We start from the raw sequence: 24,329 nt of genomic DNA on the forward strand, positions 1-24,329 counted from the left end.
ACCTCAATGTGGAACCGACGAACCCGAGGCACATAGTGCCTGTCCGATCTCCCGCACCAGATGAGGGCCGCGGTAAATCAGGCCGCTGTAAATCTGCACCAGGCTTGCCCCAGCCGCGATTTTTTCCCGTGCATCGGCCGCGCACATAATACCGCCGACAGCGATGATGGGGAGAGCTCCCTGGAGCGCGGCGTTTAATTGGCGGACGACCATTGTGGCTTTATGCTTGAGCGGTGCTCCACTCAATCCCCCGGCTTCATCCGCATGAGGCAGTGTTTCAATACCGGCCCGGGACAAGGTTGTATTGGTTGCGATAACCCCATCAATTCCGTGCGCCCGCAACAACGCTGCGATGGATTCGATCTGCGGCGGTTCCAGGTCGGGGGCGATTTTCACCGCCAGAGGCGTATATTTGCCATGTTCGTCAGCCAGTTTCCGCTGGTTCGATTTCAGCATGGCAAGCAAACGATCCAATTCCCCGGCGTTTTGCAATTGCCTCAGCCCCGGGGTATTGGGTGAGGAAATATTGATAACAATATAATCGGCGTAACAATATACCTTATGCAGACACGCCAGGTAATCATCCGCCGCTTTTTCGACAGGGGTATCGAAATTCTTGCCAATGTTGATGCCGAGTATGCAACTGCGATTCGAACGTCTGACATTCGCCAGCAACCTGTCGACCCCGTGATTATTAAATCCCATGCGGTTGATTATGGCGTTTGCGCGGGGCATACGAAACAGGCGTGGTTTAGGGTTGCCCGGCTGCGGACGGGGAGTGACTGTGCCGATTTCGACAAATCCGAAGCCAAGCGCCGCAAGGGCGTCGATGTGTTCGCCATTCTTGTCCAGCCCGGCGGCAAGTCCCACGGGATTGGGAAAATTCAAACCCATAACGTTGCGAGGCGTGCAAACTATGGCATCGCCAGTTAACAAACCAAACCGGCGAGCTTTCTCGATTGCGCTAAAGGTAAGCCGATGAGCCGTTTCGGGATCGAAACTGAACAATAACGGGCGAAGCAGGGAATAAAGCATTTACTTTGTTAATCCGGCGCCTCAGGAAGATTTGGAGATTTTGAATCTCGCGGGCGATTTGTTTATCATCACGTTCATCATTGGTGGGATTCTGTATGAAGCTGTCTATTTTTATTATTATCGCTCTCGCAACAATATTGGGCGATCCCGCTCATGCCATGAGCCAATGGGACAAGCTCAATAATGAGGTGGAAACACTCTATCAACAGGGAGATTATAATCGCGCCATTTTGGTGGGAAAGAAGGCTTTGCAGGCAGCCCAGCAGTCACTGGATCCAAACCATCCTGCCATCGCAACAAGCCTGAACAGTCTTGCGTTACTATATAACGCCCAAGGTCAGTATACACAGGCCGAGCCGTTACTCAAACGCGCCCTCGGGATTTTCGAGAAGTCGATCGGCCCGGAAAGTCAGGAAGCCGCCGCAGCGCTGAATAATCTCGCAATGGTTTACAGGAGCCAGGGGCAATACGCGCAGGCGCATCCGTTGTATCAGCGCGCACTGGCGATTGATGAGAAAGTGCTCGGGCCGGAGCATCCCGACGTGGCGGTAAGTTTGAATAATCTGGCACAGCTATACCAGGCGCAGGAACAGTATACGGAAGCCGAACCGCTTCTCAAACGCGCGCTTGCTATTGTGGAAAAAGTGCTAGGCCCCAATCATCCTAATGTAGCGATGAGCCTTAACAATTTGGCCCTGCTGTACACTGCTCAAAAACAATATTCTCAGGCTGAGCCGCTTTTTAAAAGAGTATTCGCGATTTCAAAAAAAACGTTCGGCCCGGAGCATCCCAATGTGGCTTTGAGTTTGAATAATTTGGCCGGGTTGTATCGAGACCAGGGGAAGTATCCACAGGCAGAGCCGCTTTTCAAGCGGGCATTGGAAATTTCCGAAAAAACGCTAGGGCTGGATCATCCCAATGTCGCGACCGGTCTCGAAAACCTCGCGCAGCTCTATCGGGATATTGGCCATCCGGTCAGAGCCGAGCCGCTGGCTAAACGCGCAGCCGCAATACGCGCCGCTCAACATAATTAGTCGATAACTATAACCTCCATCCGCGAGACCGATAAGTTTCGCGCGGTGCCAAAAACCAGACGCGCTAGACGCTACATATCGTTATCAGTCAGCAGTTCCCACTGCCCTCCAATCAATCCCTGCAATGGCTTGAATCCGGCTTTGTATGCCATTTTCCCGCTTTCCTTGATCCAGTACCCGAGATAGAGATAGGGCAACTTCAGTTCGAGGCACAGTTGCACTTGCCATAAGATGTTATATGTGCCAAAGCTTGCGCCTGTCACATCGGGATCAAAAAACGTATAGACAGACGATATCCCGTCCGGCAGCTCATCAATGATACTGATCATGCGCAACCGCCCATTTTCATGAAACTCGACCAGTCTGGAATTGACATTACTTGGCAGCAGAAAGTGGCGATATTGCTCGCGGCTATCGCGGTCCATACCACCACCACTATGGCGCCGTGCCTGATAGCGCAGGTAAAGCGCGTAGTGATCCGGGTGGTAATATAAGTCGTGTTGGGTCGCAACCAGGTTCTGATGCCTTTTCCAGGAGCGACGCTGGGAACGCTTGAGGATCAATTCGTCAACCACGATGCGCACCGGCACGCAGGCACGGCAGTGGTCGCAGTAAGGCCGATAGGTAAAGGCGCCGCTACGGCGAAAACCCGCCTGGACCAATGTGCCGTATACGCTGGTATCGATCAGGTGGCTCGGCGTGGCCACCTGGGAACGTGCCAACTGGTCGGGCAGATAGCTGCAAGGGTACGAGGCGGTCGTGTAGAACTGCAGTACGCAAGAAGGAAGATCATTTAGCTGGCTCATGACCAAAACACCATTTCTCGACTCGTCCAGGGTAGTTTATCAATTCTTTCAATTTTTGACTAAACTCATTGCGCGGGATTTCTCTCGCGCCTAAAGACGCCAGATGAGCTGTTTTCATCTGGCAATCGATCATACTGAAGCCCCAGCGTTCCAATTGCCACACCAAGTGGACCAATGCAATTTTGGATGCATTGGAAACACGGGAAAACATCGATTCGCCGAAAAACATCCTCCCCTGAGCGACTCCGTACAGCCCTCCAACCAATTCGCCGCGCATCCAGACTTCGACGGAATGGGCCAAACCCATTTCATGCAAGCTGGCATAAGCCGCGACCATGGCTTCATGAATCCACGTGCCGGCACACCCTTCACGCGATGCGGCGCAGGCGCTGATAACCTCGAGGAAAGCGCTGTCAGTCCGTATTTCATAATCGATGTTCTTCAGCGTCTTCCTGAGTGATCGTGATATTTTAAGTTCACTCGGAAAAAGCACCATGCGTGGATCAGGACTCCACCATAAAATGGGATCACCCTCGTTAAACCAGGGAAAAATGCCGAGGCGATAGGCCTCGAGGAGGCGCCGAGGCGAAAGGTCGCCGCCCGCTGCGAGCAGCCCGTTGGGCACTTCGAGCGCGGTGCTCAATGAAGGGAAAGGGGTTTCAGGGCTGAGCCAGGGAATCATGCGTCCCCGGAAGAACAGGGAGCTTGTGCCCCGTGTACTCTTTTAACTGATAATGGGATCAACGGATGGTAAGCGCTATCAACAGGCAACAGGCGCGAATTGATAACGCGTCGGATCAGGCATGCCCGCTGCCTGAAACCCGGTCCGGCGTATTCGGCACGCATCGCACACGCCACAGGCCAGCCCCGATTCATCCGCCTGATAGCAGGAAACAGTCAGGCTGTAATCCACGCTCAGCAGAGCTCCCTGCTGGATGATCTCTGCCTTGGATAAGGCGATCAATGGTGCCCGTACGCTCAACCTGGCGCCTTCCACCGACCTTTTAGTGGCCAGATTCGCCATTCTTTCGAACGCCGCGATGTATTCAGGCCGGCAATCGGGGTAGCCGGAGTAATCGATAGCATTAACGCCAAGAAAAATATCGCTGCTTTCGAGAACCTCGGCCCAAGCCAGTGCCAGGGACAGCATGATGGTATTGCGGGCAGGAACATAAGTGACGGGTATGCCTGCCTTAATCCCGCCGACCGGTACCGCCCTGGATTTTTGGGTAAGGACGGACCCGCCGAACAAAGTCAGATCGACTTTAACGATCTTATGCTCGCGAGCTCCGATGGACTGTGCCAGTTTTGCCGCGGCCACCAGTTCAGACCGGTGGCGCTGACCGTAATCGACACTTAGAGCATGACATTCGTATCCTCTGCTGTTTGCGATGGCAAGCGTTGTAGCCGAGTCCAGCCCCCCCGATAGCAGCACTACAGCCTTAGTCATAATCCTGAATCCGGCAGGTGGATAGCGTGGAGTGAGCGGTTTTCCGGGCGCGGGGTAAGGCGCGATGACGCCATGTGGCGCAGAAATGGTTCAGTCCGCCCCATACCCTGTATAGCGAACTCACCAAAAAAGTGAAAATCAAGTGACGCATAAGCTCTTTGCGGACCATGGAGTCTTTCGGACCATGGCAAAAATAGGCGGTCAACTGCTGGATCCAGGATAATTATTAACGCGGTAATTCACGGCGGGTCCAGCCGCTTGAGTATCCCTGTTCAGAGTTTCCGTTATCATCGCCCGGGTCCCTCACCCCACAACACCTTATGCAACTGGATCTGCATGCGCACCGGCAGACGATCACGCAAAACCCACCCGGCGAGCGTGGCGGGGTCAAGCCTGCCATAAACCGGTGAAAATAAAATTGGACAGATTAGATCCAGTTGGCGTTCACGAAAGATTTCAATCGCCCACCGGTAATCCACTTCATCACACAGCACAAACTTCACTTCGTCATTCGCTGCGAGGTGATTGAGATTGGACCAGAGATTCTTTTCCACTTCACCCGAACCGGGAGTCTTGATATCCATGATCTTCGACACCCGCGTGTCAATTTTTGAGATATCCAGTGCGCCGCTGGTTTCAAGCGATACTGAATAGCCGGCGTTGCACAATTCCTTGAGCAGAGTCAGACATTCTTTCTGCGCCAGCGGCTCCCCCCCTGTAACCGTGACATAGTGTGCGGCAAAACTGCAAACCTCCGCCAGAATGGCGGTAATGGATAAGCGCCGCCCGCCGTAAAATGCATACTCCGTATCGCAATAACCGCAACGCAGAGGGCAACCTGCAAGACGCACAAATACTGTCGGCAGCCCTACGCGGCTGGTTTCTCCCTGTAAAGAAAAGAAAATCTCACTGACGCGCAGACTTTCCTCATCGGAAGATCGCGTATTCCTCGGCGATACTGATGACGCTGGGGATAAGGTAGAGGCCATGTCTCGTACGCGGAAAGCATGGTGCGCCGGCACCACAAGAAGGGGGTGTACTATTTTAAATTGGCCAGCCGGCGCTTGGCTTTGTCGGCGGCATCACTGCCGGGGTATTTGCGGATGAGGTTTTCCAAAGTTTTTTTCGCTGCAGGTTTCTTATTCATCTCCTGCTGACTGCTGGCGAGGTTGAGCATTGCATCGGGTGCCTTGGCACTGTCAGGAAAGGTATTGATCAGCTTCTCCTGGGTGCTGACTGCGTTCTTGAAGTCTCGCAATGCATAATAGGAATTACCGATCCAGTAGTGAGCGCTCGGCGCGAGACTAGAGCCAGGGTAGCTCTTCAGGAATTTATTGAATTGGGAAATGGCATCCTGATACCGGGCAGCTTTGAACAGGGTGTACGCAGACTCGTATGCGTAACTCTCGCCGTTCTCCACTGCCGGGGCACTGGTATTCGGGACAACTGAAGGGGCGACTGAAGGGGCGACTGAAGGAGCGACTGGAGGCACGACCGCCGCCGCTGACGCCTCCGTATCGGTTTCTGCGCTGGCGCCTGGTCCGGATGCCATGGAAACGGCTGCAGATGTCGCGGATCCGCTTGGCTGCTCAAGCCTCCTCAGGCGGCTATCCAGATCGATGTAAAAATCCTTCTGCCGTTTCTGAGTCGACTCATTCTCATTGACAAGAACCTCGATCTGACCCTGTAACTTGTTCAGCTCAACCCTGAGCGTCTCGATCTGATTATGAAGGTCGAGCAGTGGCTGATTGTTGAGCAATTCTTCCAGCTTGATGATGCGCGCATCCAGAGCCTGGCTCTGCGTGCGCAAATTGCCGATCGTTGCCTGCTGCCCGGCAATCTGCCTGCGCGCCTCCTCATCGTCGAACAGCCCGGCGTAGCTGGATGTAGCGCCGATCAGTAACAACAACAGCCAGAAAGCGCGCAACGGCACGGTCATTCGCCCTGATAACGTATATCTACACGGCGGTTTTCCGCCCACGAAGCCTCATCGTGCCCGGTAGCCCGTGGTTTCTCTTCTCCCAGGCTGACCGATTCGATCTGGGCTTCCTTCGCTCCTGATAGCGTCATGGCATACTTGACAGCGTCCGCCCGGCGCTGGCCCAGCGCAAGGTTGTACTCGCGGCTGCCGCGCTCGTCGGTGTTTCCTTGCAAGAGCACCCGGGCAGCCGCATTGTTGCGTAGATAGTGCGCGTGAGCCACCACAAGAGGCTTGAATTCATCCTTTACCACATAACTGTCGAAATCGAAATAAATGCTGCGCTTGGACAGGATGCTCTTCGGATCCGTAAGGGGATTGAGCGTCGGGCCGCCTGCCTCTGTCGTAGCCCTGGAGGTTTCGCCCTGCGGTTGCGTGCCCATGGACTTCTCTTCCACTTCCGCGGAAGGCTGGGGAGTGCTGGCGCATGCCGACAACAAACCAATCAATATTACGCCAAAAATTTTTTTCATTTTCGTTTCCTTTAAAGTTGACTAAAACAGCAGCGATAAAAATAGAATAAAAATTATTGCAGGCCCGGTAGGGGTCCCCACGCCGGCTCTCTTATATCACCGGCCTGGGTGGAAAGCTGTTGCCTGGTTTTGCCGTCGCTCGACACAGCGGACAATATACCACGGCCCTTTACCTCGGTTGCATAAAGGATGATCTTGCCGTTGGGGGCGAAGCTGGGGGATTCGTCGAATTTCGAATCAGTCAGCAACTGCACCTGACGCGTGGCAAGATCCTGTATCGCAACATTGAATCTGTCGCCATTACGGTGAATAAAAGCGAAGCTTTTTCCGTCCGGGCTGTAATGCGGACTGACGTTATAACTTCCCTCGAAGGTGAGGCGTTCCGCTGTCGTAGACGCACTTCCTGTCACTGGCATACGATATATCTGGGGGCTGCCGCCACGGTCGGAGGTAAAGATGATATAACGGCCATCGGGCGAAAAACTTGGCTCCGTATCGATGCCGGTACTCTGAGTGATTCTTTGCAGCCCGCTTCCATCCGCATTAATCAAAAAGATTTGCGACCCCCCCATCAGCGATAGCACCACCGCGAGCTTTTTTCCATCCGGCGACCATGCCGGGGCACTGTTGCTTCCTCTGAAATTGGCCACCGCCTTGCGCCCGCGTGACGCAAGCGTTTGCACATAAACAACCGGTTTCTTGTTCTCGAATGATACATAGGCCAGCCGCGTGCCGTCCGGCGACCACGCGGGCGATATGATCGGTTCGGTATATTCAATCACCGGCTGGGCATTGAACCCATCGGCATCCGCCACCTGCAGTGAATATTTTTTTCCCTGCTTCACCACATAGGCGATGCGGGTACTGAACACACCGACATCTCCGGTCAGCTTTTCATAGATCATATCGGCGATTCGATGAGCGGCCGCACGTAATTGCTCCGCAGGAACGGTCTCCGTATAGGCAGCCAACTGCGTCTGCTTTGCCACATCCAATAGCTTGACACGCAATGCCACCTGCCCGCCGGGCAGGATCGTGGTGCTGCCAATGACCAGGGCGCCGGCACCGCGATTCATCCAGTCGGGATAGACGACTTCGACCGGCTCATGCGGCCTAAGACCCCCCGGCTCAACCAGCCTGAACAATCCGCTGCGCTGCAAATCGGCAGCCACCACCGGAGTGATGCCTTGCTGAAGCTTTTCTTCAGCGGCGAAAGGGACGATCGCAATGGGAATCTGCGTTGCGCCACCACCAAAAATTTCAATGTTGAGGGTGGCATGCAGAGGTGTACTGATCAACCACAGGAGTAAGACACCCGCATATCCGGAAAGCCTGTGCAAGCGAATCGGCATGGAACACCTTCGAAAATCTGCAGAAATGCTATAAATTATACCAGTCATTCGTGGTAATGCACCTTGACACTCAAATTACGGAATTGCGGAAACATCGCGGGATCGGGCGGCAATGGAAGCGGTTTCGATAGATAGATTCCACGCTCAACGGCGCTGTCGAAAGCCGCGAAACCACTACTCCTGCTCAGTTTCACATCGAGGATGTCGCCGCCGGGAAGGAGGGTGACATTGAATTCCACGACCGGATTCCCCGGCAGGTCGGGGGGCATGACGATATTTCTTCTTATTTTGGCGAGAATCCGCGCCTTATATTCGGCTATTTCATTCATCAAGCGGGACTGGGCGGCCGCCTGAGCCTGAAGCCTGTCATTTGCTTCCTGCTGTCGCTGAATCTGCTCTATTTCGTCGGCCACCCTTGTCTTCTGCTCCTTCAGCTGGTCCTTCTGTTCTTTATGCTCCTTTTCGGCCGGCTTCTGCTTCTCCGGCGGTTTTTTTTCCACCGGTTTAGGTTTTTCTTTCTCGACCGGCTTGGGTTTCTCGATTTTTTCCTTCAGAGCAATGTCCGGCTTGGCGGGAGGTGGCGTCTCGGCCTTGGGTACCGGCTTGGGCTCAGGCGGCGGCGGAGCCGGCTTGGGTGCTTCCTTGATAGTTGGCTGGACAGGTACCTCTGGCTGGGGCAGGCTGCTCCATAAATCCACCACCATCCCTTCCGGGGGGTAGGTTTTCCAATTCAGGCCGAAAATCATAAGAGCAAAAAAAATGATGTGGACCAGCACGGCTAATACGCCCGCCGGTACCCTTCCCGGTTCGGGAGGCACGGAATTTCGCAGTACCGCCTCGGTCATCGCGTACTCATACGGGGTGCATCTAAAAATGCGGAGTTCTAGGCAAGCTCATTTGCCAACTGCGGACGCGAATAGAAGATGTTGGAGGCCATTGCTCACTTCGGTCTGGCCAGCAACCCCACCTTTTTTACCTGCTGCTGCTGCAAGATATCCATTACGTTCATTACTTCCTCATAGCGGACGCTTTTATCGCCAGCGATCACCACGGGCTGCTCAGTATTTTGTGCCTGTTTCCGTTTGATCGCATCGACCAGTTCCGAGCGGCTTATTTTCTGCTCGCCACCCGGTTTCGCACGATCATGCAACCGAAGACTGCCGTCCGCCTTGATGATCACTTCCAGTGGCGCAACCGGGGGTGTAAGCGATTTGCCGATCTGTGGCAATTCGATCTGGCCCGGGTTGATGAGCGGCGCGGTAATCATGAAAATGATGAGCAGCACCAGCATGACGTCGATATACGGCACGACGTTTATCTCATTCATCAGGCGGCGTCTGCCACGGCGCTCAGCCATGGGACCTTCTCTCCCTCATCCCCCTTATCCCCTTTCTCCCTCTTCCCATTTGCCTCGTCTTCATCCGCTCGCCTGCCGTTGCAAAACGTTCGACAATTCTTCCATGAAGCTTTCGAACCGCGTCGACAACCTGTCGATATTGCTGGCGTAACGGTTGTAAGCGATGACCGCGGGAATGGCGGCAAACAAACCCATTGCGGTCGCGATGAGTGCCTCCGCGATACCGGGCGCGACGTGGGCTATGGTGGCCTGGGTGACGTTGGACAGGCCACGAAATGAATTCATGATTCCCCATACCGTGCCGAACAACCCGACGTAAGGACTGACGGAGCCGACCGTCGCCAGAAATGACAAATGTGATTCCAAGTTGTCCATTTCGCGCTGGTAGGTAGCCCGCATTGCGCGGCGTGTGCTATCCATTACCGTACTGATATCCATTCCGGGCTGGCGTTTGTGTTTGATGAATTCACGAAACCCTGCCTCGAATATCCGTTCCATGCTGCCGGCCGTATGGCGTGAGCTGGCCGCACTCTGAAAAAGCGCGTTGAGATCGGTTCCTTTCCAGAAAACATTCTCGAACTCATCACTCCGCCTCACGGCCTGCCGGATGACGAACAGTTTGCGGAAGATGAACCACCATGACATGAAGGAAGTCACCAGCAACAGCGCCATGACCAGTTGCACCGGCAGGCTGGCACTGCCGATGAGATGGAGAAAGGATAAATCCTGAGTAACCGCGGGACTCATGAAGCGATCCCCAGCTTGGGGCGCAGCGACGCGGGCACGCTCACAGGCTTGAGGGTATCTGCGCCTACACATACTGCCTGGACAGTTGCGCGGGTAAGGATATCCGTACCGCGCATAACCTGCTGCGAGATCGTTATGCGGCTCCGGCCGAGCTCTACCGCCTGCGCGCTGACGTGCAGCAGGTCGTCCAGCAGCGCCGGCTTGAAGTATTCGATGCTAAGTGAGCGAATCATGAAAACCACCTTTTGAACCTGAACCAGTGAATGAATATCGAATCCTAATTCCCGCAGCCACTCATAGCGGGCGCGCTCCATAAAATCGAGGTAGGTCGAATGGTAAACCACCCCGCCCGCATCGGTATCCTGATAGTAGACGCGGACAGGCAGGGAAAAAGCTTCGCCTGAATGAGTGGAAAATTTATCAGCTTCTACCGTTTTATCAGTTCCTATCGTTTTCATACATTAAAACCGGGACATGAAAGACAGCTAAACCGGAATCAAGTAAGACGATCAGGCGCGGCACGTTATTACGAGGTACTTAGAGCGTTTGGCCATCTTCCCACAGCTCCCCGTTTAGCGCGTTCAACCCGATCTTCGGCAGCGCCAGGCCGAAGTGCTGGTAGGCGATAGCCGTGGCCATGCGGCCGCGAGGGGTGCGCTTCATATAGCCCTGCTGGATCAAATAGGGTTCCAGCACATCTTCGATCGTGCCGCGCTCTTCACTGATGGCGGCAGCCAGATTGTCCACTCCCACCGGTCCCCCGCCGAATTTCTCCATGACGGTCAGGAGCAGCTTTCTATCCATGACGTCGAGGCCGATCGCATCGACATCCAGCATGATAAGCGCTGCATCCGCCACCTGCCGGGTAATATGGCCGCTGGCCTTGACTTCGGCGAAATCCCGCACGCGCCGCAGCAACCGGTTGACGATACGCGGTGTACCGCGCGAACGGCGCGCAATCTCCGTCGCGCCTTCGGGCGAGATTTCCGCATTCAGCAAGCTCGCGGATCGCGTCACGATTTTGGTCAGCTCTTCCACCGAGTAAAATTCCAGACGCGAAATGATGCCGAAGCGGTCCCGCAAGGGGTTGGTCAGCATACCGGCCCGAGTGGTGGCCCCAACCAGGGTGAACGGCGGCAAGTCGAGCTTGACCGATCGCGCGGCAGGACCCTCGCCGATCATGATATCAAGCTGATAATCTTCCAGTGCGGGGTAAAGAATTTCCTCTACAACCGGTGAGAGGCGGTGTATTTCGTCAATAAAAAGGACATCGTTGGGTTCAAGGTTGGTCAGCAGCGCCGCCAGATCGCCCGGACGCTCCAGCACGGGACCGGATGTCTGGCGCAGACTCACTCCCATCTCTCTCGCGATGATGTGGGCCAGCGTGGTCTTGCCCAGGCCGGGCGGACCAAACAGCAATACGTGGTCGAGTGCTTCCCGCCGCCGGCGGGCCGCCTCGATGAATATCTGCAACTGTCCGCGGATCTTTTCCTGACCGACGTATTCATCCAGGTGCTTGGGCCGCAGTGCCCGCTCCAGCTCCTCTTCCTTGAAGGAAACGGGCGTGGAGGTGATTATTCGATCAGTCTCAATCATTCAACCTAAGTCCGGCAGTTATAGAGCTACTTTTCTTTTGATAGAAGCTTTAATGCCTGCCGTATACCGTCGGATACGGTGGTGTCTGGGGATAATTGCCTGATCGCCCAATTGGCTTCCCGGTCATTATACCCCAGAGACAATAGGGCATTGAGCACGTCACTTTCGTTCGAGGACAAACGCGTCGCCGCCGGCGTACCCGCCGCACCGGTCAGGCCGGGTTCCAGCTTGTCGCGCAGCTCAAGCAATAACCGTTCGGCGGTTTTCTTGCCGATACCGGGGATCTTGATCAGCCGCCCGCTATCCTGGGCAGCGACCGCTTGACGCAAATCGGCAACGCTCAAGCCGGACAGCAAGGCCAGGGCAGTCCTTGCGCCGACGCCGGAAATTTTCACGAGCTGACGAAAAGCCTGCCGCTCCGCTTCAGTGGCGAAGCCAAAAAGCAAGTGCGCGTCTTCGCGCACGACGAGATGGGTATGAAGCGTTATAAGGTTTCCTGTCGGCGGCAGGTTATAGAAAGTGCTCATCGGCACGTCGATTTCGTAACCGACGCCCTGGACGTCAACCAGCACCAGCGGCGGGAGTTTTTCCAGCAGCAGGCCGGTTATCCTGCCGATCATACCAGTCTCCCGCGTTTCATACGGTAGCCCGCTGTCGAAATCCTGCCCAGCCCCAGTCCCCCATGGGCGTGGCAGATCGCACAGGCCAGGGCGTCCGCGGCGTCCGCGCTGGGGCTGCCGCCAAGCTGCAGCAGCCGCCTGACCATTTCCTGCACCTGTTCTTTTTTCGCGTGGCCTTTGCCGACGACCGCCTGCTTGATCTGCAATGCGGTGTATTCGGCGACAGCGAGATTGTTCAGCACGGCCGTACAAATCGCGGCGCCGCGCGCCTGGCCCAGCATCAGTGTGGATTTCGGATTGACATTGACAAATACCTGCTCTACCGCGACCTGTTCGGGGCGGTGAAGGGCGATGACTTCGTTGAGATGATCCATAATGGACTTCAGGCGCGACGGCAGCTCGCCATCCAGTGTTTTGATACAACCACTGCTGATATAGGACAGCTTGCCGCCCGTTTGATCGATGATCCCGAAACCTGTAATGCGCAGGCCGGGGTCTATGCCTAAGATACGGATTTTTATACCCGTCGGGTAAGAGATCTATTCATCCATCATCGCGGTCGTGTAGACCTCCTGCACATCATCGATATTTTCCAGTGCATCCAGCAGCTTCTGCATTCTTGTTGCATCGTCCCCAGCCAATGTGGTTTCGCTGGCAGGCTTCATGGTCACTTCGCCAAGCTCCGCCTTGAAACCGGCCTTCTCCAAGGCCTCTTTGATCGCAACAAATTCGTAGGGTGCGGTGATGACTTCGATGCTACGGTCATCGTTGACGATAATATCCTCCGCACCGGCGTCAAGCGCCGCCTCCATCAGCTTGTCTTCATCAGTGCCGGGGGCGAATAGCAGCTGTCCGCAATGCTTGAACAAAAATGCCACTGAGCCGTCAGTGCCAAGATTGCCGCCATATTTGGTGAAAGCATGGCGCACATCAGCGACGGTACGCACCCGATTGTCAGTCATGCAGTCGACCAAAACGGCTGCGCCACCGATGCCGTAACCTTCGTAACGAATTTCCTCGTAATCCACGCCCTCGAGATCGCCGCTGCCACGCTTGATCGCGCGCTCGACGTTATCCTTGGGCATGTTGTGTTCATATGCTTTGTCGACGGCCAGACGCAGCCGTGGATTGCTGTTGGGATCACCCCCGCCCATGCGGGCGGAAACGGTAATTTCCTTGATGAGGCGTGTGAAAATCTTGCCGCGCTTGGCGTCCTGCGCGGCCTTCTTGTGTTTGATATTAGCCCACTTGCTGTGACCAGCCATGATGCGTATGCCTATTTCCTGTGTTGAGGTAGTGCAATGTTATCACCCCCGTCCCGCCTCACAAAGCACCATATGCCGTAATGCTATTCCATCGACCAAACCAGTTGCCGATGTTAGGTCGGCCTATCGCGGCCACTGGTAGGGTGTCACATCCACCGGCTGGGGTTTATCGAGAATGATGTTGGAGAGAAGGCGGGCGCTGCCCGGCGCCATGGTAACGCCGTAGCGGTAATGGCCGCTGTTGAGATAAAGATTGGAGATCGAAGGGTGGCGATCGATAACGGGTATATTCGCTGGCGAACCAGGGCGCAACCCCGCCCAATGACCGGAAACAGTTTCTTCGGTCAACGCGGGCACGAGTGCATGTGCCTTTGCGAGCAATATTTGCCGCGCTTCGGTAGTAGGGGATTTGTCGAAACCGGCTTCTTCCAAAGTGCTGCCCGCAAGAATATGTCCATCATGCCGGGGGATCAGATAAAAATAATCCCATTCCTGTAGCAGAATCGTATCGAGCAGGCCGGGCTGCGCCTTGAACAGCAGGATTTGCCCTCGCACCGGCCAAATATCAAGCTTTAACGCGTGCTCGCCCAGAAGCTGGCGACTCCACGGACCAGCGGCCACGATGTAATGGTCCGCGGAATATTCGTCACCCTGGCTCGTGCTGATCGACTGGGTGCGTCCACGCTCCACCCTCAAGCCGGCAACCGCGGTGTGTTCAACGATTTTCCCCCCGGCCAGATTCACCGCCCGTATCAGCGCCTGCAACAAGCGAGGGTTGCGTACCTGGCATACGCCCGGCAGCCAAAATGCCTCCTGGTCGCGGGCAAGCGCCCGAGCGATTTCACGAGAACGCACTCGTGTCATGGGGAAGGCGTTGCGGCCGCACCAGTCTTCTGCCATTTGGTTGCGAGCGTCTTGCCGCAAGCCCTTAGCGTCGCCGGAAGATTCGGGCAGCAACTCGGGCAATACCAGCATGCCGCTGGCCTGATACTCGGGATCGATGCCTGTTTCCGTAGTGAGTGCTTCGATAAATTCGGGAAACAGGCTGTTGCTCAACTGCGCCAATCGGGCCACCGACTGGGGGTAATCCCATGGCAGGAGCGGGGAAAGAATGCCGGCGCCCGCCCATGACGCCTCCAGGCCGCAGCGACTGCGCTCGAGTATTGTCACGCTTGCGCCAGACCGGATCAATTCGTGGGCTGTGGCAAGCCCGGCAATTCCGCCGCCTATGACAATTACGTCGCTGCTCAAATGGTCAATTCCCTAATACACCGGCGTCTCAAAACTGAATTCCTACGATGAACGGGATAGCGAAGCAATTATGCAACAAGCGAGCTTGATCCAAAAAACTTTATATCAAGTAGGTGAGCCGGTATAATGCACTCCCCTCGTATCTATGGGCCGTTAGCTCAGCCGGTAGAGCAGCGGACTTTTAATCCGTTGGTCGGCAGTTCGAATCTGCCACGGCCTACCAAATAAAACAGCAACTTGAATATTGAACGCTGTTTGTCACTCTTAATTAGTAGCCTCATAGTAGTATAAAATTGTAAGCCTAATTCAATAGAATTTTTTAGGCTCTTCTAACCCTTCATGCAACAATGTGTTTTTTGTAAGTCTGAAACGGCACCTTTCACAACGCGCGAGCATATTTTGCCAGAGTCCTTAGGTGGTGGCGATTGGGCGTTACTTCGGGAGGGGCTATTTTGCGATCATTGTCAGAATCGCTTCGGCTCTGAAATCGAACAGCAGGCGCTCAGTGATTATCCATTCTCATTCTTTCGCGTCTTTCTTGGAATTCCCACAAAAAAGCATAAAGCACCGTGGCTCAGATCATGGGAAGGCACTGTGCAGGCAGCCATGAAGGCTGGGCAATTTGGTTATGATCCGGCTCGCTGCTTTGAGCACGCAATGAGCGAAGGTAGGAAGACAGAAATTCGATTACTGGCACATCCGCTCCGGCCCCATATGATTTGCCGCACCCTTCTAAAAATGGGAATTGAAGTGGTTGCAAATGATAGTCCGACAGACGTCTTTCATGAGCGTTACGATGCGGCGCGGGAATACGCCCTAGAAGGGCGTAAGCAGGGCAATTGGTGGTATCTTCAGCGGGAAGACATGCAGGCAGCATCGCGGTTTATCACTCAGGGGGTAAGCTGGGATGATTGGAAGAAAGGGGTTGTCTTATCAGTCACTGAGATTGAGGATAACGCAGAAATGTTCCATCTTCGGTTGCTTTATATGGACCTAATAGTTCCACTGCATCCTCGAATTCAGGCTCCGCTACCAACTGACCTGCGAGAACCCGAGTTTCGGCTTTTTAACATTGAATAGCAAAGAACTAATTCATCAGCTAGCAGAAGATATAAACCCAAGAAGCGGGATTGGGTTGTCTGCCACCGTGCTTACAGCCCTTTACGAAACCAAGAAACTAATGGAGCGACATCTCAGCGAATGAGCCAACGCTGCTGCGACTGACTACTGAGCTTTAACATTGAACGTTGATTACAAGAAAACAACCTAACTGAAATTATCTAATGGGCGAGCTGGGGGTAGAAACGCATCTGAGACCCCATTATTTTTGGGAAAAATCCAAACCCGTTCATTTAATTCTTTGAATTCCCTCAAAGAAATGATTAATTACGTAGTGATCAAACCTGTCAAGATTTTTAACCGAAAGTTTTATAGACTGGGCACCACTTGCAAGAAATTGATCAATACAGTCGTGCAAACTCAGTGTTACATCGGCGAGATCGATTAATCCAGCATGATGAATTTTTCTAGAGATCATTCGCGGCAAGCCATATTCTTCTAGCCTGAAAACGTTTGGTGGCAAGAATGCGAAGGACACTCTTGCTGCAAACGGCGAAATGTCTATAGCCGTCTTAGTGATCTTTCTATAGATTAAGTTAACGTCACTAAGCAGTGATGCCAAATTATGTGTGATCGTGCGCTCCAGTTTAAAAAATTCATCCAGACCTATATCATACTCATTTAGCTCTTCAAGCATCTCTGGAATGGTATTTGTCCAATTATTGCTGATGACCTTCATGAAGGCGACGATCTTGTGATGTTCAGTTCCCCAAATATCAGAGCGTAGCCGAATTGTCTTATATAGCAATCTGTCCCAGTCTTCTGGGTTTTCAGAATTCAGATAGCCAAGCCCATTCCAATCCTTTGCATTGCTATTGATTGCGCTGGCGATATCCCGAATGAGCGTCGAATTGCTACTCTGGAGTTCGTTGCCATTTAACAACTCTGCGACGCTATCCTCATGTAATAACCCTCGCATCTCCTCCTTATACGCGGCAATCTTTGCGATCTGTTCAGGTGTTAGGTCCCTGGAATATTTCACTTCATCTATACTTCCAAGTAACTGATCAGGCAAGGTTAGCTCTAGCTGAGTATTGGTTGTGGCGGGTGGCTCTTCGAGAATATAGATCTTTCCCACAAAATGCCGAAACATGCGTGCGCCACGTCCGATGATATTTTTATACGTGAAGTCATCAAGTTTTGGATTCCCTCGTCCTCCCTTTTTATTGCTCCATATGACTATATTTTCCGCTGAGGTATTTACCCCTTCAATAATGGAGGAGGTTGAGACGATAGTATCTAGGCCATCTGGGTCTTCGAACAGCCTTATTTGAATTTGGCTCAGAGATCGGTGGAGTTGACCGTTGTGTATGCCAACTCCCCGTTTCACTAGCTTTGTTAAGTGCCAGTTTCGACCGTAGTTTGTTGAAAGCCAGGCTTCAAAATCATGAAGCCGCTCAAGTTCTAAGGTCGGAAGTTTGTCAATCAAAAGCGTGGAAAGACTACTAATGTTTGAATAGGTGGCGGCATAGACCAACGTTTTACTTTTCGCAGACTGTAGTAGCTGTATCAAGAACTGACTTTTACGTTCCTCGTTCTTGCCCATTTGTCGGTAGAGCTCATGCTTTTCTAAGAACACGGTATTAAAATTTACTAGTGCAAACTCCATCCCCTTGGTGAAGAAATTGCCTTTCAGGTCGGAAATATTTGGGGCGAGGAAATACTTCTGCTTGGCGATGTCGCCTAATCTCAGAATAGCCCGAAGTAAGGCTGGCGAACGTTCCTTATCAAATACGGGGCTTGCCTTATAGAATTCATCTATCACAAGCAGGTCCAAATCTTGGATCAAGTTGGCATAATGAATTGCTCGCTCTTGTGGAAAAACAAGTATGTTTCTTTCCCCCAGAGGGACATCACCGGTTGTAATAATCTTGTATCGTCCCGAGAACTTTTGCTGAAGCCTTCTTCTTGTTTCATCGGTTAATGCTAGTGTCGGCACGATAATCACCACATTCTTCGGCTGCTTCAATGATATAAATGCATCGATGATGAAGCTCTTACCAAAGCTGGTAGGTGCGCTAACTGCTATATTCTTGCCATCGATCAGCTGTTTAAGAACGGAGGACTGTTCACGATGCAAAGTAACTGGCAGTTCCAAACCAACATCGACCTTAAATGCTTCATACGCACATCTATCTTCCCACGTCGCGGTTTCGGTCTTGAGATAGGGATAGAGACCAGATCGTCTAATCAAACGATTCACGAGCTCTGAATAAGGAATTTGCGTTTTCTCTAGGTAATCCAAAAGTTGGATAAGCTTATCCCTAGCTTCGACTTCCCTATCGAGTTCAAAAAGATCGTTTACTCTTGAGCAGGTATCGAAAATGTCCATATCAAGCTTTATGCTGTCCTACCTTGGTAACAAACCGGCTAATGATGGGGGCCTTATACGGAACGGGAAATAAAATAATGTGAAATCTAATCTCTGCGTATTTAAAAACATCTGAAAGACCTTTCACTTGTTTCTTGAAATATGCTGTTGCTCTCGATTTATGATAATCAGCAATCTGCTCCTTATATTTTTCAGTAAGTTCCTTTGCCTTCTGGGTAATTTCACATTCATGCAAAAGTAATATTGGAATATTGATCTTTGGCTTTAGCTCATCCAGAGACCTACCCTGTGCGAGAGATTCCCTGATCCTCGTCTTGATTTCGCGATCTATATCGAGGTCTTCGATATCTGAGACGTTTGTGATAATCGTATTCTCTTTGCGAAGCTTGTCTGCATGAAGAGAATTCTTTACAGAGTCAACGATCCTTGACAGATTCGCATCCTCAATACATTTGTAGAACTTCGCCTCCCCAAACCAAAGCGTGAAATCCCCATTTTTATGGATTACTATGTGAACGCTATCGGCGCCCTTTGCGTTGTCTTGTGAGTTTTGCTTGTAGAAAATCTTTGGAACTACGGGAAGCGCTTTGTAATGATGTTTCATTATTCCGTACAACACTATTTCAGCCAGTTCACTTCCTTTACCGATGTCACCATCTTTGTCAGTCAATCTCAGGTTTTGTGCAGCTGCGTCAAGTAGTGAATTCTCTTTGCCTGCAAGGCAATTTCGTTCTCGAAGGGACAGCGCGGTTTCTTTGATGTTGTCCCAAATAAAATTATGAAATTTTTTCGCTCGCCATTCGCCATCTTCGAAGTCGTTGATCAGACTTAGGACAGATTTATTGCCAATCGGGCCCTCGAAACGTTCTTTAGCGACATTTGCGAACGAAGTATCAATCAAGACTTCGAATTCCATATGCTCCTTTATTATTAGTAATTTCAAGCTCCATATTCGATTTGCAATTCTAACCTTGCTGCCTTTCAATCTCCCTAGTTCGAGCGTGCTATTTTTTTTATAAGGCCGAGGATGGTCCATTTTTATCGGGTTCAGAGACAACTGCCATTGGACTTTAGTACACCCAAAGCTGAGTAGGGACATTCAGGATTACCCAACTAATGCTGTAAAAAGCAGTTGGAATTCAATTGTCGCTTCTCATCGACAACTAGCTTCCCTTCTTACCGTACTGCGTACAGTTATTGACAGGACTCCAAGGTGGAAGGCCAAATCTGATGCAAGGTGATTACTGCCGCCCTTCCATTTGGAAGCGGCTTAAGCTCAACCAGCCTTTTTAAAATATTTGGCTCATACTCACGCCTAATAGTCCACTGATGAATCCGTGTAGGGAATACCGCGCTCACCCAAGCTATTCCAATGATTTTCTCCCCTTTGGGCTCCCTGTAACGGTTAGGCTCATCATTCCACTGCTTAGCCAGTGATATCGGGAAATCCTTGCGTTTCGCTTCCGGTCCGCCCATCAGCATCACATAACGGTCCCATTCGCCCTTATCCGCCGCTTGCCTCAGCTCCTTCAACTCTCCGGTTACTCCCATTTCACCCATACGGCGCAGCTCGCGCCATATCGTTACAGGCGGCCCGCCAATCTGCTGGAATTGGCGTATGCCCCAAGTGCTCGCCCAGGCTCTTACTCGCTCGGCTGCGGTTTCGGGGTTTCCGCCATCGATATCGCTATCCAAGCCAAATCCATCGATATTCTTAGAGATGTATTTGGCGATATAACCGGCCGCTGTTCCTTTTGATCTATCTATGCGTTCTTCCTTGTAACGGTGCTCTGCCGCGCCCGGCTCGTCGCCATCCTCGCGCAGCGCATAGTCACGGATAATGCTGCCAACCTTTTCGACGTTTTCCTTCGACATGAACAGCAACAGGTGCCAATGCGGCGTACCGTCGTGTTGAGGCTCAGCGACACGAAAACCATAAACATGTATCCCCATACGGTGCAGCTTGGCTCTTATCTGAGTCCAAAGCTTGGCTAGATAGGCTTGCGCTTGTCTCGGTGTCGTTTTGTCGTATTTCGGGTTTTCTTCGCCTGTTGCGGATAACCTCGCATGCATGCGCGAAGGACAGGTGACGGTATAGAACATCGCCTCATGCCCAAGAGACTGAGCAACAGCGTCAAACCCGGCAATACGGGTCATCAATTCAGCACGGCGTATCTTGGGGTTCGATACCGATAGCTCGGCTAATTGCTGTAACGTATATTCCTGCCCAAGCTCATTGATAGCGATGCAATGTTCAAGGACGGCCCGGTTACGGCGGATGCGCTTGCGTCTCCTGTTCAGCGTTTCATCGCTGACGTATTTTCCCTTGCGTCGGTGAACCAATCCCAACCTTACCGCCGCATGCTCGAATTTGCGTACATGGACTTTGCGCAATGCCCTCCGCCACCAATACTCATCCGCAAGGCGAGCTAGAATTCCTGTAGCGGTAATTCCTGTATCGGTAACGGTTACAGGAAGGGGAGAATCGGATTTTCCTGTTACCGTTACAGGAGTCTGCCTGTCTGTAACAGATACCGTTACAGGAAAAGCGGACGTTTTCCTTTCCATTAACGAAACAGGCTGTCTGTCTGTATCCGTTACCGATACGGGAAACTGCTCAATGGAGTTTCCTTTTGTTACTGGTACCGATACCGATACAGAAACTAGAGGGTTTCTTACCGCTTCCGTTACAGCTACGGATAAGGGTTTTACTGACAGAGAAACCGCCTTACCTGTTTTGCCCAGTGGGGTAGCGACTCCATATTTGCTCTCTGCCAGCTGGCAGAGAAACGGGGCTGCGATGGCGGGATTATTGAACCAGCGTTGCAGGCGGAAGAATTGATCAGCTACCTTTCGGGCAAAAACCTCTATTTCCTCATCCGTTGCCAAAAGGCTTAAAGGTGTGCTGACAAGCTGATCGGAAATTGCCGCAAGGTATGCTTCTGCCTTCTCTTCCCCTTGAGCGAGATACAGCCGGGCATACTCTAATGCCATTGGCTCCGCCAGACAGTCGGGGTGTTGGCTGAGAACGTTGGAAGTGAAAGGCTCTTTGTCCTCTTCAACGTAGAGAACAAGGCCATCATCCCAGACGTATGTTCCTTTTGGACTTGGGACAAGCCGGGGAGCAGCACTCATTTGCGGCCTGTATCGCTCGTGGATTTGCGAATGCAGGACTCGATATAACGCTCCAAGTCTTGCAAGCGGTAGCGGACGGCTCTGGAGCCGATCTTTATGAATGGGACCTTTGCTCCGGCCCAGCGGTCGCGCTCCAAAAATGCCTTGCTTAAGCCCAGATACCGGGCAGCCTGACTGGTGTTAAGAAGTGTAGTGTTTTGCATAAGCCCTCCTGATTGATCAAAGCAGGGCTCATGATTTCAGACTCTCAGGGTGAGGCGTTATACCTTTACGGTGCAGCCGTGTACGTCACCATTGCACACGTATACGTATGCGTTGCAGACGTGTAATAGATGAGACTATTGCTGAAGGGAAGGGCGCTGGCCTTTGAGAAGTTTCGAAAGCCCTTCGGTTAGGGTGCGCACTCGGTTATAGTGAGCCAGATGTTCAACCATTTCTGGAGACTTCTCACAGAAGAGTTGGGCGGCATGGCGCTTGGATTTGAATGTTCCGGACGAATAGAAGTCTTGCAGCGCCATAAGAGCGTTATTAGTTTTGCTGTGCCGTTGGATAGCCGCTCGCTGGTTGCGAGTCTTTATTTTCTGGGTGGTCTCGGCCATGCCGGATTCAAACCGGTGAGTGCCTTCAGCCGTCGCTACGGCATCCATAGCCTCGATCAGATACTCTGCTGAACGTGCGCAATTAGCGAGATTAAGGAAAAGGAAGTTTGCATCAGAATCTTTGTAGGGGCCACGAGTAGACGTATACGAAAAACTCGCTTGATCTATGAGGGCTAACGCCAGTACGGCAAAAAAATCCGCCCAGGTTCCATTGGGAAAGCTCTCATCCTCGGTAATGTCGTATTTGGATTGCCGTTCTTTCAACGCGTACGTAATGCTGTATACATTGCGCCTAGTGAGCCAATCGTGGATATTTCCGTCAAGCTTTATAGGTTTCCCATGCTCATCTTTTTCAAACATCTTGTTAATTTTGATATGTACCTCATCTTTTTCACGAGCCGGTGCCGGTGACTGATCGGTCATCCAGTTAATAATTTCTATTGCTGCAAATATCTCTTTCTCTGAACGCTGGGCAAGGAGCGCACGGGCTCGAAATACGATATCGCCGCAAAGTTCCGTGAATTCGGAAGTCAGCTTTCCTTTCAATGGATGAAAATTTTCAAAGCCGAGAATCATGATTGTTTTTTCCGAACTCGAACTGTACCGATATCGGTAACCCGTCTGTAACGGTAACAGTAACAGTAACAGTAACAGTAACTGTATCCGTTACGGTAACGGTATCAAGTGGCGCAGGTAGGCTTGTCTGTATCGGTAACTGTATCTATTACGGTAACGGTATACGTATCTGTATCGGTAACCGCATTCATGCTTGTAAGCAGAAAATTAGTGACCCTTTGCATGGGCTCCCTTAGCCGTTGCACATCGCTGATGATGTAGCCTGCGGTTACATCGTTTGCCATTTTGTGATTCGCTAACCGCTTCAGGGCATAACCCGAGATATCCAAACTTTCCGCAACCGTAATAAAGGTGCGTCTGAGGTCGTGTAATGTGAACTCAACCCCGGATTCCTCGATAACCTTGTTCATCTGCTTTCTTGGTTCGTTCAGATAGCCTTTAATGCCGTCTCCCGGAAAGACGAAAGGACTATCCGTTCTCTCCAGGTAGCGTTTCATAAGCAAATCATGTAAGAAATTGCTCAACGGCAATACATGCGGCTGCCGGTTCTTGGGGTCGGGTATCGTCAACGTCTTCGCCTTCAAATCCACTTGGCTCCATGCAAGGCTTAGCCCTTCCTCACGGCGGAGTCCTGTGAAGAGCAGTAACAACAAATAATCCTTGATTCTGTTGCGGCCTAGAGCGTCATCCTTGAGATTATTTACAGCTCTGAACCATTGGGGCAGGTCATGGGCTTTTATAACCGTATTGCGCCTGTCTACGCGATACCACGAGCGGGTTTGCGAAAGCCGCTTTGTCGGGTTGTTGGCAATGATGGGGTTGCCGGCTGAGTCCTCGTACTTGCCTATCGCAAAATTCAGAAGGGCTCGCACAAAGCGCATGGTGAGGTTTGCTTGGGCAGGGCTGCGCTCGCCTATTTCCCTGTGCTTGCGTTCTATCTGGTCCTTGCTAATTTCGACTAATGGCTTGGTTTGCCAGTCGGCAAGGTAGGTTTTCATCAACCGCTTGTAATCATATACGGTGCGAGATTTTAGGCTACCTCGCGCCTTTAGATACGCTTCAAACACCTCGGATAAAGTTACGCTTTGCGCCCGTTTGGCTTTAGAAACATCATTGGGATTGATATCCCGCGCGATCATGCCAAGGATGTTTTTAGCTTCTTGCCGGGCTTGCTCGGCGGTAAAGATACCGTGATGACCAATGCTGACGCGTATCGTCTTACTGTTGACCTTGCCTTCGGCGATATAGACCTTGCTGCTGGTGCCTACGCGAAGGCCAAAGCCTTTAATCTCTGAATCGCGGTAAAAGATTTGGCCGGTTTCGGGGTAGGGAATCGCATCGACAACGGATTTGGTGAGCTTGGGCATATGGGCTACTGATGAGATTTAGTAGCCGCATAGTAGACCCGATATATAAAGTTGAGTCAAGAAGCTTCAAAGGATATCAAACAATAAGTACTTGTTACATATTAATATTAATAGATCAGTGATGCTTGGTAAAAGGCTTTAAAACAATTAAATCAGAACTTTTAATCCGTTGGTCGGCAGTTCGAATCTGCCACGGCCTACCAATAAAAAAATAATTAGTTACCTCAGACGTGGGCT

At 52.0% G+C, this 24,329-nt stretch carries 25 protein-coding genes and 1 tRNA gene; 3 read left to right on the forward strand and 23 right to left on the reverse strand.

What is annotated here, in order from left to right:
• Positions 1-3 precede the first annotated feature (3 nt).
• Positions 4-1,035, reverse strand: coding sequence for a quinone-dependent dihydroorotate dehydrogenase (locus BMX00_RS06870; RefSeq protein WP_090828289.1), 1,032 nt, complete (start codon positions 1,033-1,035; stop codon positions 4-6).
• A 95-nt stretch (positions 1,036-1,130) separates the two neighbouring features.
• Between BMX00_RS06870 and BMX00_RS06875 the strand changes: the two genes are divergently transcribed.
• Positions 1,131-2,069, forward strand: a complete 939-nt coding sequence (locus BMX00_RS06875) for a tetratricopeptide repeat protein (protein WP_090828290.1) — start codon at positions 1,131-1,133, stop codon at positions 2,067-2,069.
• 71 nt (positions 2,070-2,140) lie between these two features.
• On the opposite strand, the gene BMX00_RS06880 is transcribed toward BMX00_RS06875, so the two are convergent.
• The 16 genes from BMX00_RS06880 to thiO form a co-directional block, all read right to left on the reverse strand.
• The gene (locus BMX00_RS06880) at positions 2,141-2,875 is read right to left on the reverse strand and encodes an arginyltransferase (RefSeq protein ID WP_090828291.1); all 735 of its coding nucleotides are present in this window, start codon (positions 2,873-2,875) and stop codon (positions 2,141-2,143) included.
• Positions 2,859-3,557 carry a leucyl/phenylalanyl-tRNA--protein transferase gene (gene aat, locus BMX00_RS06885; protein ID WP_090828292.1) on the reverse strand — a complete coding sequence of 233 codons (699 nt, stop codon included), beginning with the start codon at positions 3,555-3,557 and terminating at the stop codon, positions 2,859-2,861. The genes BMX00_RS06880 and aat overlap by 17 nt, the downstream gene beginning before the upstream one ends.
• Before the next feature lie 78 nt (positions 3,558-3,635).
• The gene (gene queC, locus BMX00_RS06890; RefSeq protein ID WP_090828293.1) at positions 3,636-4,325 is read right to left on the reverse strand and encodes a 7-cyano-7-deazaguanine synthase QueC; all 690 of its coding nucleotides are present in this window, start codon (positions 4,323-4,325) and stop codon (positions 3,636-3,638) included.
• 287 nt (positions 4,326-4,612) lie between these two features.
• On the reverse strand, positions 4,613-5,314 hold the full coding sequence (gene queE, locus BMX00_RS06895) for a 7-carboxy-7-deazaguanine synthase QueE (protein ID WP_090828294.1): 702 nt from the start codon (positions 5,312-5,314) through the stop codon (positions 4,613-4,615).
• A gap of 50 nt (positions 5,315-5,364) precedes the next feature.
• Positions 5,365-6,264, reverse strand: coding sequence for a tol-pal system protein YbgF (ybgF, locus tag BMX00_RS06900; protein ID WP_245727880.1), 900 nt, complete (start codon positions 6,262-6,264; stop codon positions 5,365-5,367).
• Entirely contained in the window at positions 6,261-6,776 is a 516-nt protein-coding gene (pal, locus tag BMX00_RS06905) for a peptidoglycan-associated lipoprotein Pal (protein ID WP_090828295.1), read from the reverse strand. The genes ybgF and pal overlap by 4 nt, the downstream gene beginning before the upstream one ends.
• 53 nt (positions 6,777-6,829) lie before the next feature.
• Entirely contained in the window at positions 6,830-8,128 is a 1,299-nt protein-coding gene (tolB, locus tag BMX00_RS06910; RefSeq protein ID WP_090828296.1) for a Tol-Pal system beta propeller repeat protein TolB, read from the reverse strand.
• Between the two features lie 44 nt (positions 8,129-8,172).
• Positions 8,173-8,973 (reverse strand): TonB C-terminal domain-containing protein, encoded by an 801-nt coding sequence (locus tag BMX00_RS06915; protein WP_090828297.1) that lies wholly within the window; start codon positions 8,971-8,973, stop codon positions 8,173-8,175.
• 95 nt (positions 8,974-9,068) lie between these two features.
• A complete protein-coding gene (gene tolR / locus BMX00_RS06920; RefSeq protein WP_090828298.1) occupies positions 9,069-9,485 on the reverse strand; it encodes a protein TolR in 417 nt (138 codons plus the stop codon).
• A gap of 60 nt (positions 9,486-9,545) precedes the next feature.
• Positions 9,546-10,232, reverse strand: coding sequence for a protein TolQ (tolQ, locus tag BMX00_RS06925; RefSeq protein WP_090828299.1), 687 nt, complete (start codon positions 10,230-10,232; stop codon positions 9,546-9,548).
• The gene (gene ybgC, locus BMX00_RS06930; protein ID WP_090828300.1) at positions 10,229-10,690 is read right to left on the reverse strand and encodes a tol-pal system-associated acyl-CoA thioesterase; all 462 of its coding nucleotides are present in this window, start codon (positions 10,688-10,690) and stop codon (positions 10,229-10,231) included. The genes tolQ and ybgC overlap by 4 nt, the downstream gene beginning before the upstream one ends.
• Positions 10,691-10,769: 79 nt before the next feature.
• Positions 10,770-11,828, reverse strand: coding sequence for a Holliday junction branch migration DNA helicase RuvB (gene ruvB / locus BMX00_RS06935; RefSeq protein WP_090828301.1), 1,059 nt, complete (start codon positions 11,826-11,828; stop codon positions 10,770-10,772).
• Between the two features lie 26 nt (positions 11,829-11,854).
• Positions 11,855-12,448: a Holliday junction branch migration protein RuvA gene (gene ruvA, locus BMX00_RS06940; protein WP_090828302.1), complete on the reverse strand. Its 594-nt coding sequence runs from the start codon at positions 12,446-12,448 to the stop codon at positions 11,855-11,857.
• Complete coding sequence (gene ruvC / locus BMX00_RS06945; protein ID WP_090828303.1) at positions 12,445-12,963, reverse strand: crossover junction endodeoxyribonuclease RuvC; 519 nt, start codon at positions 12,961-12,963, stop codon at positions 12,445-12,447. The genes ruvA and ruvC overlap by 4 nt, the downstream gene beginning before the upstream one ends.
• 24 nt (positions 12,964-12,987) lie before the next feature.
• Positions 12,988-13,713, reverse strand: a complete 726-nt coding sequence (locus tag BMX00_RS06950; RefSeq protein WP_090828304.1) for a YebC/PmpR family DNA-binding transcriptional regulator — start codon at positions 13,711-13,713, stop codon at positions 12,988-12,990.
• 123 nt (positions 13,714-13,836) lie between these two features.
• Positions 13,837-14,964: a glycine oxidase ThiO gene (gene thiO, locus BMX00_RS06955; RefSeq protein WP_090828305.1), complete on the reverse strand. Its 1,128-nt coding sequence runs from the start codon at positions 14,962-14,964 to the stop codon at positions 13,837-13,839.
• 147 nt (positions 14,965-15,111) lie between these two features.
• Between thiO and BMX00_RS06960 the strand changes: the two genes are divergently transcribed.
• Positions 15,112-15,187 (forward strand) — tRNA-Lys (locus BMX00_RS06960).
• 116 nt (positions 15,188-15,303) lie between these two features.
• Entirely contained in the window at positions 15,304-16,044 is a 741-nt protein-coding gene (locus BMX00_RS06965; protein ID WP_090828306.1) for an HNH endonuclease, read from the forward strand.
• 268 nt (positions 16,045-16,312) lie between these two features.
• Here the strand turns inward: BMX00_RS06965 and BMX00_RS06970 are convergent, their stop codons facing one another.
• From BMX00_RS06970 to BMX00_RS06995, 6 genes are all read right to left on the reverse strand, one after another.
• Positions 16,313-18,415, reverse strand: coding sequence for a DEAD/DEAH box helicase (locus BMX00_RS06970; RefSeq protein ID WP_090828307.1), 2,103 nt, complete (start codon positions 18,413-18,415; stop codon positions 16,313-16,315).
• A 1-nt stretch (position 18,416) separates the two neighbouring features.
• Entirely contained in the window at positions 18,417-19,331 is a 915-nt protein-coding gene (locus BMX00_RS06975; protein WP_090828451.1) for a HamA C-terminal domain-containing protein, read from the reverse strand.
• 278 nt (positions 19,332-19,609) lie between these two features.
• On the reverse strand, positions 19,610-21,550 hold the full coding sequence (locus BMX00_RS06980) for a replication endonuclease (RefSeq protein WP_090828308.1): 1,941 nt from the start codon (positions 21,548-21,550) through the stop codon (positions 19,610-19,612).
• On the reverse strand, positions 21,547-21,753 hold the full coding sequence (locus tag BMX00_RS06985) for a helix-turn-helix transcriptional regulator (protein ID WP_090828309.1): 207 nt from the start codon (positions 21,751-21,753) through the stop codon (positions 21,547-21,549). Before BMX00_RS06985 ends, BMX00_RS06980 begins: the two co-directional genes overlap by 4 nt.
• Positions 21,754-21,888: 135 nt before the next feature.
• Positions 21,889-22,725 (reverse strand): hypothetical protein, encoded by an 837-nt coding sequence (locus BMX00_RS06990; RefSeq protein ID WP_090828310.1) that lies wholly within the window; start codon positions 22,723-22,725, stop codon positions 21,889-21,891.
• A gap of 104 nt (positions 22,726-22,829) precedes the next feature.
• Complete coding sequence (locus BMX00_RS06995) at positions 22,830-24,092, reverse strand: tyrosine-type recombinase/integrase (RefSeq protein ID WP_090828311.1); 1,263 nt, start codon at positions 24,090-24,092, stop codon at positions 22,830-22,832.
• Positions 24,093-24,329 lie beyond the last annotated feature (237 nt).

The sequence above is a fragment of the Nitrosovibrio tenuis genome (assembly GCF_900109785.1).
Classification (GTDB): Bacteria; Pseudomonadota; Gammaproteobacteria; order Burkholderiales; family Nitrosomonadaceae; genus Nitrosospira; species Nitrosospira tenuis_A.

What these genes read in the sequence shown, in the direction of transcription:
- tolR (WP_090828298.1), bottom strand. Translation starts at nt 9,485, where the DNA reads ATGGCTGAGCGCCGTGGCAGACGCCGCCTGATGAATGAGATAAACGTC.
- BMX00_RS06990 (WP_090828310.1), bottom strand. Translation starts at nt 22,725, where the DNA reads ATGATTCTCGGCTTTGAAAATTTTCATCCATTGAAAGGAAAGCTGACT.
- BMX00_RS06915 (WP_090828297.1), bottom strand. Translation starts at nt 8,973, where the DNA reads ATGACCGAGGCGGTACTGCGAAATTCCGTGCCTCCCGAACCGGGAAGG.
- queE (WP_090828294.1), bottom strand. Translation starts at nt 5,314, where the DNA reads ATGGCCTCTACCTTATCCCCAGCGTCATCAGTATCGCCGAGGAATACG.
- BMX00_RS06870 (WP_090828289.1), bottom strand. Translation starts at nt 1,035, where the DNA reads ATGCTTTATTCCCTGCTTCGCCCGTTATTGTTCAGTTTCGATCCCGAA.
- BMX00_RS06970 (WP_090828307.1), bottom strand. Translation starts at nt 18,415, where the DNA reads ATGGACATTTTCGATACCTGCTCAAGAGTAAACGATCTTTTTGAACTC.
- ruvB (WP_090828301.1), bottom strand. Translation starts at nt 11,828, where the DNA reads ATGATTGAGACTGATCGAATAATCACCTCCACGCCCGTTTCCTTCAAG.
- aat (WP_090828292.1), bottom strand. Translation starts at nt 3,557, where the DNA reads ATGATTCCCTGGCTCAGCCCTGAAACCCCTTTCCCTTCATTGAGCACC.
- BMX00_RS06965 (WP_090828306.1), top strand. Translation starts at nt 15,304, where the DNA reads ATGCAACAATGTGTTTTTTGTAAGTCTGAAACGGCACCTTTCACAACG.
- queC (WP_090828293.1), bottom strand. Translation starts at nt 4,325, where the DNA reads ATGACTAAGGCTGTAGTGCTGCTATCGGGGGGGCTGGACTCGGCTACA.
- BMX00_RS06950 (WP_090828304.1), bottom strand. Translation starts at nt 13,713, where the DNA reads ATGGCTGGTCACAGCAAGTGGGCTAATATCAAACACAAGAAGGCCGCG.
- BMX00_RS06880 (WP_090828291.1), bottom strand. Translation starts at nt 2,875, where the DNA reads ATGAGCCAGCTAAATGATCTTCCTTCTTGCGTACTGCAGTTCTACACG.
- tolB (WP_090828296.1), bottom strand. Translation starts at nt 8,128, where the DNA reads ATGCCGATTCGCTTGCACAGGCTTTCCGGATATGCGGGTGTCTTACTC.
- BMX00_RS06975 (WP_090828451.1), bottom strand. Translation starts at nt 19,331, where the DNA reads ATGGAATTCGAAGTCTTGATTGATACTTCGTTCGCAAATGTCGCTAAA.
- ybgF (WP_245727880.1), bottom strand. Translation starts at nt 6,264, where the DNA reads ATGACCGTGCCGTTGCGCGCTTTCTGGCTGTTGTTGTTACTGATCGGC.
- BMX00_RS06875 (WP_090828290.1), top strand. Translation starts at nt 1,131, where the DNA reads ATGAAGCTGTCTATTTTTATTATTATCGCTCTCGCAACAATATTGGGC.
- BMX00_RS06995 (WP_090828311.1), bottom strand. Translation starts at nt 24,092, where the DNA reads ATGCCCAAGCTCACCAAATCCGTTGTCGATGCGATTCCCTACCCCGAA.
- BMX00_RS06985 (WP_090828309.1), bottom strand. Translation starts at nt 21,753, where the DNA reads ATGCAAAACACTACACTTCTTAACACCAGTCAGGCTGCCCGGTATCTG.
- pal (WP_090828295.1), bottom strand. Translation starts at nt 6,776, where the DNA reads ATGAAAAAAATTTTTGGCGTAATATTGATTGGTTTGTTGTCGGCATGC.
- ybgC (WP_090828300.1), bottom strand. Translation starts at nt 10,690, where the DNA reads ATGAAAACGATAGGAACTGATAAAACGGTAGAAGCTGATAAATTTTCC.
- BMX00_RS06980 (WP_090828308.1), bottom strand. Translation starts at nt 21,550, where the DNA reads ATGAGTGCTGCTCCCCGGCTTGTCCCAAGTCCAAAAGGAACATACGTC.
- tolQ (WP_090828299.1), bottom strand. Translation starts at nt 10,232, where the DNA reads ATGAGTCCCGCGGTTACTCAGGATTTATCCTTTCTCCATCTCATCGGC.
- ruvA (WP_090828302.1), bottom strand. Translation starts at nt 12,448, where the DNA reads ATGATCGGCAGGATAACCGGCCTGCTGCTGGAAAAACTCCCGCCGCTG.